Origin of the sequence: Streptomyces mutabilis (assembly GCF_014649815.1) — a bacterium.
In the GTDB taxonomy this organism is placed as follows: domain Bacteria; phylum Actinomycetota; class Actinomycetes; order Streptomycetales; family Streptomycetaceae; genus Streptomyces; species Streptomyces mutabilis.
The window spans coordinates 399,304-411,861 of sequence record NZ_BMTT01000005.1 but is presented as its reverse complement, the minus strand read 5'-3'; the positions used below and the strand labels follow the sequence as shown (position 1 = coordinate 411,861).

11 protein-coding genes and 2 pseudogenes are annotated in these 12,558 nt (G+C 67.9%); 5 read left to right on the top strand and 8 right to left on the bottom strand.

Annotated features, from left to right (window positions below):
- The first annotated feature begins 316 nt into the window (after positions 1 to 316).
- Entirely contained in the window at positions 317 to 1,303 is a 987-nt protein-coding gene (locus IE142_RS14770; protein ID WP_191886169.1) for a ScbA/BarX family gamma-butyrolactone biosynthesis protein, read from the top strand.
- Positions 1,304 to 1,438: 135 nt separating this feature from the next.
- Here IE142_RS14770 and IE142_RS14765 read toward each other — a convergent pair whose 3' ends face one another.
- On the bottom strand, positions 1,439 to 1,858 hold the full coding sequence (locus IE142_RS14765; protein WP_191886168.1) for a GAF domain-containing protein: 420 nt from the start codon (positions 1,856 to 1,858) through the stop codon (positions 1,439 to 1,441).
- 201 nt (positions 1,859 to 2,059) lie between these two features.
- A pseudogene (locus IE142_RS36635) lies at positions 2,060 to 2,185 on the bottom strand (DUF6009 family protein); the annotation flags it as partial.
- Positions 2,186 to 2,709: 524 nt separating this feature from the next.
- Here IE142_RS36635 and tap point away from each other — a divergent pair.
- The 4 genes from tap (at position 2,710) to IE142_RS14745 (ending at position 6,933) form a co-directional block, all read left to right on the top strand.
- Entirely contained in the window at positions 2,710 to 4,896 is a 2,187-nt protein-coding gene (tap, locus tag IE142_RS14760) for a telomere-associated protein Tap (protein WP_191886167.1), read from the top strand.
- A gap of 6 nt (positions 4,897 to 4,902) precedes the next feature.
- On the top strand, positions 4,903 to 5,460 hold the full coding sequence (gene tpg / locus IE142_RS14755; protein ID WP_191886166.1) for a telomere-protecting terminal protein Tpg: 558 nt from the start codon (positions 4,903 to 4,905) through the stop codon (positions 5,458 to 5,460).
- Positions 5,461 to 5,767: 307 nt separating this feature from the next.
- A complete protein-coding gene (locus tag IE142_RS14750) occupies positions 5,768 to 6,277 on the top strand; it encodes a cupin domain-containing protein (protein WP_191886165.1) in 510 nt (169 codons plus the stop codon).
- Positions 6,278 to 6,717: 440 nt separating this feature from the next.
- Positions 6,718 to 6,933 carry a hypothetical protein gene (locus tag IE142_RS14745; protein ID WP_229830512.1) on the top strand — a complete coding sequence of 72 codons (216 nt, stop codon included), beginning with the start codon at positions 6,718 to 6,720 and terminating at the stop codon, positions 6,931 to 6,933.
- Here IE142_RS14745 and IE142_RS39350 read toward each other — a convergent pair.
- The 6 genes and pseudogenes from IE142_RS39350 to IE142_RS14715 all read right to left on the bottom strand — a co-directional run.
- A pseudogene (locus IE142_RS39350) lies at positions 6,923 to 7,213 on the bottom strand (transposase); the annotation flags it as partial. The gene IE142_RS14745 and the pseudogene IE142_RS39350 overlap by 11 nt on opposite strands.
- Entirely contained in the window at positions 7,185 to 7,655 is a 471-nt protein-coding gene (locus tag IE142_RS14735; RefSeq protein ID WP_191886201.1) for a ribose-5-phosphate isomerase, read from the bottom strand. The gene IE142_RS14735 and the pseudogene IE142_RS39350, both read right to left, overlap by 29 nt.
- A 135-nt stretch (positions 7,656 to 7,790) precedes the next feature.
- Complete coding sequence (locus tag IE142_RS14730; protein ID WP_191886164.1) at positions 7,791 to 8,864, bottom strand: HAD-IIA family hydrolase; 1,074 nt, start codon at positions 8,862 to 8,864, stop codon at positions 7,791 to 7,793.
- Positions 8,865 to 8,973: 109 nt separating this feature from the next.
- Positions 8,974 to 9,948, bottom strand: a complete 975-nt coding sequence (locus tag IE142_RS14725; protein WP_229830490.1) for a fructose-bisphosphatase class II — start codon at positions 9,946 to 9,948, stop codon at positions 8,974 to 8,976.
- Positions 9,949 to 10,200: 252 nt separating this feature from the next.
- Positions 10,201 to 11,178: a class I fructose-bisphosphate aldolase gene (locus tag IE142_RS14720; RefSeq protein ID WP_191886162.1), complete on the bottom strand. Its 978-nt coding sequence runs from the start codon at positions 11,176 to 11,178 to the stop codon at positions 10,201 to 10,203.
- Positions 11,179 to 11,284: 106 nt separating this feature from the next.
- On the bottom strand, positions 11,285 to 12,274 hold the full coding sequence (locus IE142_RS14715) for a LysR family transcriptional regulator (RefSeq protein ID WP_191886161.1): 990 nt from the start codon (positions 12,272 to 12,274) through the stop codon (positions 11,285 to 11,287).
- Positions 12,275 to 12,558: the final 284 nt, after the last annotated feature.

Sequence of the window (12,558 nt, the reverse complement as noted above, 5' to 3'; positions counted from 1 at the left end):
CAGACATCGGTTACCGCTCTCCACCCCTTCCGACGACACAGCCCCGAAAAGTGTGAGCCCCGGCGAAGTGACCCTCGTCACACAAGGAGGCTCCGGGATCGGCGCAAAAACATCCCGCGCGGCCGGTCCGGTAGGACGGCCCCGGCAAGAGGCCAGGTCAGCAACGCCTTGTAAATGAAACCGGTAAGTATGTATGTTACGGGCCACGCTTCCAGTCACTTCTTGGGGGAGAAGGATCATGAGCAGTGCGACAGCACCCCGGCAAAAAGGTGCTCGGGGCAACAGTGCTACCCAGGGATCCATACAGAAGGAGACGATGGAACTTCCCCGGCTCACCACCACCGTTCCCAAAGAATATGTGCATCGGGCTTCGCATGCAGAGGTATTCCTCACCAGTTGCGAGAAGATCGGCGAGAACACCTTCACGATCACCGGGCAGTGGCCACGCGCCCACACGTTTTTCCACACCTCCGACGGCCGGAGCCATGATCACCTGCAGGCCGTCGAGACGATCCGGCAGATCGGGATCTTCCTCGCCCACTCGGAGTTCGGGATACCTCTCGGCCATCAATTCGTGATGCGGGACATCTCCGCCACGACCTATCCCGAACACTTAGGCATAGGGAACTCACCCAGCGACCTGACGATCGAGACGGTCTTCACCAAGCAGCGGAACGAGACGATCCTCGGCGTGGACATCGTCATCCGGCGGGACGAACACGTCGTCGCCGTCGGCGACGGGCACTTCACCTGTGTCTCGCCCGCCGCCTACCGCCGGCTGCGCAGCGGCGCCCTGCCGACGGCGATCGACTACCACCCCACCAACCAGACACCGTCCGACTTCGGCCGGACGCTCCCCATCGACCTCGTGCTCGCCCCGACCGATCGCCCGTCGGTCTGGCGGCTCAACCCAGACCCCAGCCATCCCGTGATGTTCGAACACGGCGGCGATCACATGCCCGGTATGGTCCTGCTCGAAGCGGCTCGCCAGGCCGCCTGCGCCCTGCTCCCGCCGGGTATCTGTGTACTGCCCACCACCACGGTCAACCGGTACCAGCGGTACGCCGAGTTCGGTGACCCCTGCTGGGTCGAGGCCGTCGAACTGCCCTCGCAGCAACCCGGCATGTTCAGCGCTCAGGTGACGGGCCATCAGAAGGACCAGCAGGTCTTCACCACTCAGCTCATCGGCCGCCGCGTGCCCGGTCCGCGCACCTTCCTCGCCGACCGCATGGAGGGGGTACCGGCCGGTCCTCCGCTCGCCGTCCCGGTGCCGAGCACGGTGGCGGCCCGCGTCCGCACCTGACCGGCCCGTCGAGCCGCCCGGGAGGCGGCACACCCACGGGCACGACGCCTCCGGAGCGCCTGGTGTGCGGAAGGTGCGCAATCACGCACCGCACACCAGGCGCAGGCCGCTCCTGCCCCTGCCGCTCCCGGTGCCCTACTCAAACGGCACGGTCCGAGCCTCCTGCACCAGCACAGCCAACTCACCCTCGCCTATCGCCCGCGCCCCCTGATAGGCGATCCCGACCACACCCCGGAGGTCACCTTCCGCATCGCACACCGGAACCGCCACAGCGGCATTCACGTCGACCGCCTTCGCCCCCGGCTGCACATCACCTGTCGTGTCCGTCTTCAGATCGCAGGTCGTCACCGGCACGCCACGCTCGAACGCCAACCCCGCCATGCCCTTGCCTCTGGGAACCCTGCGCACGGACTCCAGCACCGAAACCGGGATGTTCACCGCATCAACCAGGACCAATTCATCACCGCGACGGGCATGCACACTGCCGGCAACCCCACCACGGGCCGCGAGCCACTCACGCAGCCACACCTTGACGCCGTCCACTGCTTCACGCATGGCGGCACTCTCTCAACAGCCCCCGCAATGAGGCCATACCCGGTCACTTGAACACCCCCACGTCCCGACGCGTTCCGCAGCGGCGCGGAGCGGCTCGGGAGGGCCCGCCGAGCACGCCAGTGAGGTGTCGACGAACCGGCGGCGGTCCCACCGCGCCACCCCTGGCCCCCTCCCGGACAGCAGCCCGGGACGAGTCATCGCCTACAGCGGCACGACGCCACCCGCCTCCCCCGCCTTCGGCGACAGCGGGTCCCCCTCCGAGCGTTCGGTCTTGCGCCCCTTGCAGCCGGGCGCCAGCGTCCGCGGGTCGACCGCCTCCGCGGGCGCGCCGGTGGCGTACTAACCCTCGGGTTCGGTGACGAGATCTTGCACGAGGCCGAGCTCGTCTGGCCAAGGACATAGCCGCGCTCGCTCCGCGACAAAGGCGGGCATGCTGTCTCCTCGTCGGCGACCAGGCCGATACCCGGGTAGTACTTCCGCTGGTAGGGCCGATCGGGCACATCCGGTACACCGGCTCGCCCCCAAGCAACTGGGCCAGAACGTCGTCGTCCCGCTGCGCCGAGCGACCTGAAGCGTCCTGAGCGCCGTACCTCATTGACGTCACGTACATGAGGTACCGCGCTCAGGACGTCCTCGATGACCTCCCTGACGGTTCACGCTGGCCGCCCGCCCCGCCCTCACTTCACGGCCCGGCCGCCTGCCGCAGCCCCCTCACCGGCCGCCGCCCTTCCCACCGCCCTGCCCGCCACTCGGACGCCGATCACGAACCGGACGCGCCGCGTACGCTGAACGTACGCGGAATGTACGCTGTTGCCGCGAGCTTGAGGTGACGTCCGGGTCAGGAGGTGTTCATGTCGGAGTTGTTCGACGCGGTCGACGCGCTGGTCGCGTCCCGCGCTCCGCTCCCGCCGCCGGAGGAGCGCAAGCGGCTGCGGAAGGCTCACGGCCTGACGGTGGACGAGGTGGCCACGGCGCTGAAGGTGCGCCGCGCCACGGTGAGCGGCTGGGAATCCGGCAGGACCGAACCGCGACCGCCGGAACGCGACGCGTACGCACGGCTCCTGGACAAACTCGCCGAGCTGTACCCCGCCGACCCCCTCCCGCCCGACCCCCGCTTGACCGACCCAGGTCCCGCCGCCTCCCGCCCCGCCGTGCCCGCACAGGAGACAGCTGAAGCACGGGCGCTCACCGACGCTCCCGCCCCTCCTGCGAGGGAAGCGACGCCCACCGCCCCTCCGGCGACAACGCCACCACGGCACCGGGGCCCGGGCCCCGCAAAGGCCACCGCGGCGAACCGCCCGGCAGAGGCCGACACCCGCTTCGAGAACGGCCCGCTCGCGGTCATCGGCGTGGAGGACGGCCAGGTCCTCGCGTACTGCGTCGGCGGCCTGGTCCTGGAGGTGCCGGCCAAGTCGATTCCGGCCCTGGTCGACTGGACGCTCGAGGAGGCGAAGCTCGGGCAGCCGAAGCTGTCCGGACCGGGCAAGGACGCCGACCCCCTGCTCGTACTCACCGAGGCCGCGTGTGAGCGCTACGGCCTGCCGGTGCACCTCACCGACGACGAGCGCCTGGCCGGGCGGCTGCCGGACGGCCACAAGATCATCAAGCAGCTCGCCCGTGCCGACTGGAAGCTCACCCAGCGCGGATTCGGACCGTGGGCACGGATCTACCGTCCGGCACAGGGCGCGGAGCGCAACTGCGTGCAGCTGTGCATCCCGTCGTGGAACGCGCTGGACCCCCGCCACTGGGCGAACGCCGCCCAGCTCCCGCCCGGGGAACTCGCCCGGCTGCTGGGCACCTACGCGGCCCGGGTCATGACCCCGCGCGGGTCGACCGCCGTGACCGGCTTGGAGCTGATGACCGCCCTGCACCCGCCCACCCGCGCCTCCGAACCGGACAAGACGGGAAAGCGGCACAGCGAGCACAACCCGGGTTCGCTGGGGAAGGATCCGGTGGACTGCGCACCGTGCGAGGCGCCGGACGGCCATCCGCTGCTCGCGGACCTGCCGCGCTTCCACCGCCGCACCCCGGCGGAGGTCCTGGTGGAAGAGGCCTTCGACTGGGCACGCCCCCTCACGGACGAGGAGTGCACCCGGCGCTACCTGGTCGGCATCGACGTCAACATGGCCTTCGCGGCCGGCGCGAACGGCCTGGTGGTCGGCCTCGGAGCGCCGACACACGTCAAGCGGCCGGTGTTCGACCCCAAGCTGCCCGGCTCTTGGCTGGTCGACCTGTCCCATGTCGACCTCTCACGCGTGAGGATCGGCAGGGAATGGGTGGGCCTGGCCGGCGAACTGCTGCCCAGCCCGTTCACGCCGACCGGCGAGCGGCCCGAGGGCCCGGCCTGGTACGCCACGCCCACCGTGGCCTACGCCGCGGAGCTCGGTTACGACGTACGCCCGCTCGAGGCATATGTCCGCTACGACAACGGCCGCTACTTGGACGCCTGGTACAACAGGCTGCGCGATGCGTACGTGGCGACGATGGCCGACCTCGGGGTGCCCGCCACGGCGAGCCCCGAGGAGTTCCTGACGGCGATGGACGGCCACAGGGACCGCGACCCCGAGCTGGCGATCGTCGTGTCGGCCATCAAGGCCACGGTCAAGGGCGGGATCGGGAAACTGCGCGAGCGCCCGCACGGCGAAGGCTGGAAGCCAGGGCTGCCCTGGCGGGCGTTGTCCCGGCCGACCTGGCGACCGGACATCCGCGCCGCCGTCATCTCCCGTACTCGGATCAACGTGCACCGCAAACTGGTCAAGCACGCGGCGTTCACCGGCCAGTACCCGGTCGCCGTCCTCTCCGACTGCGCCGTGTACGCGGCCGACGGGCCTTCGCCGCTCGACTTCGTGCCGTACCGGGAGGGCAAGCCCCTGCCGGGTGGCTGGCGGCTCGGCGTCTCACCGGGGATGGTCAAGCACGAGGGCACTCAGACCGTGCTGTGGGGCGAGGGTGTGCGCGAGCAGTTCGACGCTCCCGAGCTCAACCTCGCCCGGTACATCAAGACCGGCGAGGTCACCAACCAGGACGACGGGGAGTAGCAGCTCATGACCCTGTTCGGGGACGGCCTGGAAAGGGCGGTGGAGCGGTCCTTCACCCGCCCGATCCCGAAGTCGGCCGGTGCACAGATGCGGTATCTGGTACGGCAGTTGAAGGGGACGAGGGCCGCCGCCGAGCTGCTGCGCGTGTCCCAGCGCACCGTCGAGCGCTACGTCAGGAACCAGATCAGAACGCCCCGCCCGGACCTCGCCGGCCGTCTGAAGGCAGAGGTGAGGAAGCGCTGGCAGCCGCATGTCCGCGCCCGGGCAAGGCGCAGGGCAGCGACCACGGATGGCATCGTCATCGACACCCGCGCCCGGATCGGCTACACCGCTCCCATCGGCACCACCGACGACGCCCGCCTGCGCCACCTGACCGTCGCCCTGCCACCGCAGCACGCTGCTCGCCTCCTCGACGCCCAGCAACAGAGCGCGGAAGACCAGCTCTTGCAGGAAATCGCAGCAGAAGCCCTTAGAGAGGTATACTTCCAGGACAACGGCCATCGCGCGGGCAGCCTTGCAGAAGTCCGTTTCACCGACATCGAGTACGTCGACTTCGAGCTGTAGGGGCCCACGGTCCCATCACCACAGGAGCGTGGCTGGGACTTAGCGCGCCAGTTGGCGGATGAGCGTTGCAGTTGGCGGGCGGAGCGCTTGGACTGGCGGATCAAGGACGAGGCTGCACGTCGGATGTCTTCCCGGCCCTAAGCGAGACCTGGCGGCCGAGTCCGTCCCCGGCGCTTCCTCGCGCGAGCAATTGGCCCAGGAAACCTGCTACTGATTGCACCGTGTCGAGGGTCTTTGTGCGCCGTAGATTGATCGGTGTCAGCGACAAGGGCCTGGTGACGAACCGGGTCGGACAACCGGGAGAAGCATGAACACCGCCACGACTCAGCCGATCGCCGCCGCCCCCGTTCTGGTCCGCGCCGAGAACGCCGCGACTCTCCAGGACGGCCCGACGAGCCTGATCACGCTGCTCGCCGATGCCGGCGCGACCGGCGGTGCCCTCACGGCCAACAAGGCAACGTTCCAGAAGGGCTCGCCAGGTGCTCCCGCGCACTTCCATACCAAGGCCACCGAGATGTTCTTCGTGCTCGACGGCACGATGCGCATCCTGGTGAACGACGAGATCCTCATCCTGGGCAAGGGCGACTTCCTGACCGTCCCGCCGACCGTGCCGCACGCCTTCGCACCGGTTCCCGGCAGCGAGGCCGAGCTGCTGGTGGTCTTCACCCCTGGTCTGCACCGCTTCGACTACTACCGGCTGCTGGAACGAGTCCACCAAGGGGAAGCCACTGCGCAGGACATACGCGACAGCTCACAGCAGTACGACAACCACTACTTCGACAGCCCGGTCTGGTCGAAGGCACTCGCCGAGCGCTGAATCCGGCGTCCCGGGGGCGCGAGTCCCGGCGGTGCCACCGGAGGAGTCGGAAGAATCATCGGTGGGCTGCCCCAGGGTGACGAAGCCGAGGGTCATCGCCCGGCATCTGGTCCGCGTAGCCCGACCGTCGACTCCCGGCATCTCGCCGACCCGCCGGGCCATGATCGGTTGGGCGGCCTGCCGCACAGCGGCGGGAATGCGCTGGTAGCCCGGCGGAAGCATGGTCTCCTCCGCGTCCGGCGCGCGGTGCGGGATCAGCATCACCGCCCGGCCGCCTACCTGCCCAGGCGTCGGCGCGGCCGAGGCGCCCCCGTCAGTGAGCACCTCGCCGCACGCCGTCTTAGCCGGCGCAGACTCTAGAGACTCCACCCACCTCCACCGACCCCGCCGCACCTACGCCGGCGCCGGCCCGGGCCGGCGGGCCGCTGGACCTGCGGATCGTGCTCGGGGCCGGAGCGCTGCTGGCCGCCGCCGTCACCGGTGCTCTCGTTCTGCGCCGCACGCTGCAGCGGCGCCGCCGCAAGCCCGGCGAGACGATTGCCATCGCGGGCGAGACCTCCCCGGCCGAGGCGCAGCTGGCGGCGGACGCCGAACTGTTCGGCGAAGAGTTGCCGCGTCTGCTGCCCCACCACACGGATCGCCCACTTCCTCGGTGAGCTGGTCGATGCGCCAGATGCCGGCCAGGGGCTTGATCTGCTGGGACTCGGGCACCGCCACCACGTAGCCGATGTCGAGTTGCTCGAGCAGGCGGCGGAAGTGCCAGTCCTGCCCGTAGGCCTCGTCCGCGGTGACCCACCTGGCGGGCAGGCCGGCGGCCAGGCAGCGGCTGTCGATGCCCCGGGCCAGCTCACCCCTGGTCGCGAAGCCTCGTTCATCCGGGCTTTTCGACGGCACCGGAACCTGGCCGTCATGCTCCTGGCAGGGCGGGCGGTTCACCGGATAGCTCGTAGTCCGACAGCAGGTCGATCCTGCGCTGGTGGCGGCCGCCCTCGAACTCGGTGGTGAGGAAGGCGTCCACAAGGCACTCGGCCTCTTCGACCGTGTGCATTCGGGCGCCGATGCCGGCCAGTAGGGCGTTGTTGTGCTGACGGGCCAGTCTGGCGGTTTCCACGTTCCAGATCAGCGCGGCGCGGGCACCGGGCACCTTGTTCGCGGCGATCTGTTCCCCGTTGCCGGAGCCCCCTATGACGAGACCGAGGCTGCCCTTGTCGGCGACAACGCGCCGCGCCGCCTCGACGCAGAACGGAGGGTAGTCGTCGTCCGCGTCGTAGACGGCGGGACCGACGTCGGTCACCTCGTAGCCGAGGCGGAGAAGCCTACGGACCAAGTGGTTCTTGAGTTCGAGTCCGGCATGATCAGAGCCAAGGTAGATGCGCACGTCGGCCATGCTCCTAGTTTCACGGATCGGCAGGTGGGCGTTGGGCGGATCGACAGGGGAAGCAGGTCGGGGACAGTGGGATGCCAGGTTCCTGATTCAGGTCACGGGCAACCCCAGCCACCATCAGATGTCCGGCTAGTGATCGGCGCCTCTTGAGCGCGGCTTGTTCCGGACGAGTCCGAGCTGTCGTTCAATGCTTCCCCACAGCTCGGCATGGTCAGCGACCGCACGACCGTTGTCGCGAGCGGCCCAGGCCGTAGTGACGACGGACTGCAACCGTGTGCCGTCGTCACCGGCACTCGGCACACGGGGTACGGCGTCCGGCCCCAGTTCGACGAGGTGGTCGGGTGAGGTGGTGTGCAGCGGCAGTGCGGGCGCGAGCAGTCCGCTCAGGTCGGCGGCGACATATGTGGGACGCGATGACCGCTCAGCGAAGGCCACGTCGCGGAGGCGGCACGCCCCGCTCAGGACGAACAGTGAGTCGAGGCCGGCCGAGTTGGCGCCCTTGATGTCGGTGTCCAGCCTGTCCCCGCACACAATCGTCTCCGGCTGCTCGGTGCCGAGCCGGGAACGTGCCAGGTCGAACAGAGCCGCGTGCGGCTTGCCGACCACGTGTGGTGAGGCGCTGGTTGCCGTCTGCACCAACGCCACCAAAGCCCCGTTGCCGGGGGCTTGTCCGTACGGCGTAGGCAGTGTGAGGTCGACGTTGGTTGCCACCCAGATGGCTCCGGCTTCGACGAGGTGGCCCACCGCCGCGAGCTCGCTCCAGGTGACGTCGGTCCCCAGTCCCTGAACTACTGCCTCGACCGGTGTGTCACCCAGCTCCTTGAAGCGGACCGGGGTCAGCCCGGCTTCGGTCAGTGCCTCAGCGACACCGGGCCCTCCCACCGCACACACCGGCGCTCCTCGAGCCAGACGCTCCGCCAGGTGTGCCGCGGCCGCCTGAGAACTGGTGACCACCGACCAGTTTCGCTCCGCTACGCCCAGCTCGCGGAGGTGGTCACCCACGTTTCCGGGAGAGCGAGATGCGTTGTTGGTCGCGAACACCACCGGCACGCCGAACGCCGTCATGTGGTTCAGGGTCTCCACCGCACGAGGAACAGCTGTAGCGCCACGGTAAACCACACCATCGAGGTCACAGATCAGTCCGCGGTAGCGCGCGACAACGGGTTCGGTCCGGACTGACGTCGTGGTGGTCTCGCCCGTCATTCGAATCGGTGCTCCTCTTGGGTGCGTTTGCGGTTCCTGTCAGCCTCGCGATCGTCCCGGTGGTCGCCACACGGATTTCGGGCAGGATGTGCGGGGTGCCGGCAATCTTCTACTCATCCGGGTCCATCCCGAGGTGCTCGCTGCGACTGGCACGCCGGTGTTCGGAGGTGACGATCCGCACCGTGTGCGGACTCGAGCACAGCACGATGGACTGTGTGCAGGTGCGGCCCGATCGGTGCTGCACGCCGCTGAGCAGCTCACTGCCGGTCACTCCCGTGGCGCAGAACAAGACTTTCCCTCCGCGCACCAGGTCGCCGGTGTGGAGGACACTGCCGGCGTCGAGGCCGGTTTGGTGCTTCTTCTCGTGCTGCTCGGAGTCTTCGGGCCGTAGTCGGGCCTGCAAGGCTCCACCCAGACAGGACAGGGCAGCCGCGGCGATGACTCCGTCCGCTGCTCCCCCTGTGCCCATCAGCATGTCCACCGAGTTCTCGGGACACGCCGCGGCGATCGCGCCCGCGACGTCGCCTCCCTCCGTCAAGTGGACCCGCGCACCAGCCTCACGGATTTCGCGCACGAGCTGCCTATTCCGGGGCCGGTTGGAAACCGCAACGATGACATCCGACAGTCGCACGCCCTTGACTGCGGCAACCGCGCGCAGGTTCTGCGCGACCGGGCGGTCGATGTCGACGACGTGGACGTAGTCGGGACCGACGGCCAGTTTCTCCATGCTGAGAACCGACGACGGGTCGTACATGGCACCGCGCTCGGCTACCGCGACCATCGGGGGGCTGACGTCGCCCGCGCTGATCACGATGTCGCAGGCCGGACCATTCCCGTCGCCGACGCACTCCCCCTTGGGCAGAACAGAGGTACCTCTCTTCTCGCCCACACCGATCACCACCGCGCCGCGCATCGGCACCGACATGAGGAGTCTGTGCATCGCATCGATGGCAGCGCTCCTGCCGCTGTTCGTGGCCCCGCGTCCGACCCACCTGTCGGCCGCGAGCGCGGCAGCCTCGGTGGCACGTACGAGTTCGAGGGCAAGCGTGTGATCGAGGCCCTCGGTCCCGGCGGATGGCACCACGCCACACTCCTGGTTCCTCATCGGCATCAGATCAATCGGATGAACAACGGCGCGAGACCGTGCGGAGGGGCTGCACCGCACTCGGCCACGACGACGAGGAACACAAGCCGCAGGAGGCCGGACCGGCAACTCACGCAGCCGGTCCGGTCACCTCCTCCATCGAGACGCAGGCCGCCGGCGCAGTGCAGCAACGGGGGTCGAGGGGATGCCGGCCCGATGCACGGAGCCGGCAGCATCGTGCCGGCCGGCCCCTCAGCGAGCGGCGGCGTTCGCGACGGCGCGCTCGGACAGCGCCTTCTGGGCGGCAGCCCAGTTGTCGTTGTCGCCCCGCCACGTCTCCAGAGCCGGCCCGACCAGCGCCCTTCCGAACGAGTAGGTGAGCTCCCAGGGAAGCGGACTGAGATCCTGCATCGCCCCGAGATGCTTCGTCGCTGCTTCCGGGCTCTGTCCGCCGGAAAGGAAAGCGATGCCCGGTACGGACGCCGGCACGGTCGCCCGCAGGGCGTCCACCGTGGCCCGGGCGACATCTGTCACCGAGGGCCGCTCCGGGCTGTCGGTCCCAGCAACCACCATGTTGGGCTTGAGGACGATGCCGTCGAGTTGCACCCGCATCAGGTTGAGCTCGTCGAACAGCGACTCCAGCACGGCAGTCGTCACCTTCTGGCACTGCGCCAGCGAGTGGGCACCGTCCATCAGCACCTCGGGCTCCACGATGGGCACCAGGCCGCCTTCCTGGCAGAGGCCGGCATACCGAGCCAGCGCGTGCACGTTCGCTCGCACCGCACGGTCCGACGGCAGGCTGTCGCCGATCTTGATCACTGCGCGCCACTTGGCGAACGTCGCGCCGAGGCGCACATAGTCCGTCACTCGTTCGCGCAGCCCGTCGAGACCCTCGGTGATCGTCTCGTTCGGGGCTCCCGCCAGCGGCTTTGCTCCGGTGTCGACCTTGATTCCGGTCAGTATTCCGAGGTCCGCGAGGAACTGCGGAAACGTGCGCCCATTGGATACCTGCTGATGGAACGTCTCGTCCGCGAGAATAATCCCGCTGATCGATTCCGAGAGCCGAGGGGTCGTAACAATCAACTCGCGGTATACTCGACGATTTTCCTCCGTCGCTTCGACGCCCACCTTCTCCAGCCTGGCGGACATCGTCCCGATGCTCTCGTCGGCAGCAAGGATTCCGCGCCTGTTGGAGACAAGTGTGCGTGCGTTTTCGTTCAGAGATGACATCTGTCGTTGATCCTCCTGCGCTCGTCACCGAACGGTGTGGCGTGTTCGCCGGTTCATGATCGGTTCACTGGTCCGGTCACCGACTCGACGGGTAGAGACCGTGATGCTAGATCGCTGTGGTGATGTTCGCCTCTGCGAGTTGAGTACCACGGACTGCCTGACCGGTTTTCACAACTCGCAGCGGGCTGCCCTTCGATGCGGCAGTATCCACAAGTTCTCGCGCGTACTCCGGGAGACCTCGACGTTCACTCCAGGCTGCGTAGATGGGTTTTGCCGGCATCTCCTGGTCAACGGCCACCTGATGCAGTCGGCCTTCCGCGAGTTCGGACCTTACGGTGGAAATATTCAGCACTGTCACCCGCCGACTCGTAGCGACTGCTTGCTTGATCGCCGCGTTGGAGGGGAACTCGACGTAATTCCGGGGGGCGCGTGCAGCTCCCAGCAGCTCATCCGTGAACTCCCTGAGCCCTGAGCCGCGCTCGCGCAGGACAAGTTGCGCGTCTGCCAACTCCTGAACGGACAGGGGGCTGTGCCGTGTTGCCCACGGGTGTCTCGAGCCGACGACGACGGCCAGTTTGTCGTCGCATATGTAACGGGTGACCAGGTCTTCACGATAGTTTTTCTGCACTTGGCTTCCGGCCTGACACCAGCCGTCAATGAACGCGAGGTCGACATGGCTCGCAAGGATGAGCTGGTGGAGCGTGTCGACGCTGCCGGTCTGCACCTCGACACGTGCCTCGCCGAACGAGAACCCGGAACGGTTCAACCATTCAGGGATCAAGTGCTCCGAGACAGCCGGGCTGGCCGCGACCCGTAGACGTTTCACGTTGGAGGACTGGGACCCGGGCCCGAATTCCAACAGTTCTCGTGCTGCATGCATCAGGTTACGGGCGTACTTGGCCAGTATTTCTCCTTCCTCGGTGAGTTTCGACCCGGCAGGAGAACGGTCCAGCAGCCGAAGGCCGAGGCGACGTTCCATCGCTCTGATCCGAATACTGGCGGCCGGCTGTGAGAGGTTGTGCGCCTGTGCGGCCTTTCCTACGCTGCCATAGCTCTCGACCGACAACAGCAAGTCGAGGTCGGCGAGCTGAGGCATCTTTGATGGAAGCACCATATTTTCACCTCTCGCTCCAAACTGACCTGTCGCCATGCGCAGCGTGCGAAGCCTGCCGGATTCGAGCGTCCTGCGACACTCTGGGACTGCGCGAAGAAGCACCTGACGACACTGTCGGTCTACCGGTTGAGTACAGCTGTGCCGCATCGCCTGCAGTGGCACGACCGGTCGCACCAAGCGCATGAATCCGCTTGCTGTGCCTTCCCCGCCTCGGGTTCACAGTTTTCGGCTGCACCTACGACTCGCGGTGCGCAATAAGCCTGCAA

What these genes read in the sequence shown, in the direction of transcription:
- IE142_RS14770 (WP_191886169.1), top strand. Translation starts at nt 317, where the DNA reads ATGGAACTTCCCCGGCTCACCACCACCGTTCCCAAAGAATATGTGCAT.
- IE142_RS14765 (WP_191886168.1), bottom strand. Translation starts at nt 1,858, where the DNA reads ATGCGTGAAGCAGTGGACGGCGTCAAGGTGTGGCTGCGTGAGTGGCTC.
- tap (WP_191886167.1), top strand. Translation starts at nt 2,710, where the DNA reads ATGTCGGAGTTGTTCGACGCGGTCGACGCGCTGGTCGCGTCCCGCGCT.
- tpg (WP_191886166.1), top strand. Translation starts at nt 4,903, where the DNA reads ATGACCCTGTTCGGGGACGGCCTGGAAAGGGCGGTGGAGCGGTCCTTC.
- IE142_RS14750 (WP_191886165.1), top strand. Translation starts at nt 5,768, where the DNA reads ATGAACACCGCCACGACTCAGCCGATCGCCGCCGCCCCCGTTCTGGTC.
- IE142_RS14730 (WP_191886164.1), bottom strand. Translation starts at nt 8,864, where the DNA reads ATGACGGGCGAGACCACCACGACGTCAGTCCGGACCGAACCCGTTGTC.
- IE142_RS14720 (WP_191886162.1), bottom strand. Translation starts at nt 11,178, where the DNA reads ATGTCATCTCTGAACGAAAACGCACGCACACTTGTCTCCAACAGGCGC.
- IE142_RS14715 (WP_191886161.1), bottom strand. Translation starts at nt 12,274, where the DNA reads ATGCCTCAGCTCGCCGACCTCGACTTGCTGTTGTCGGTCGAGAGCTAT.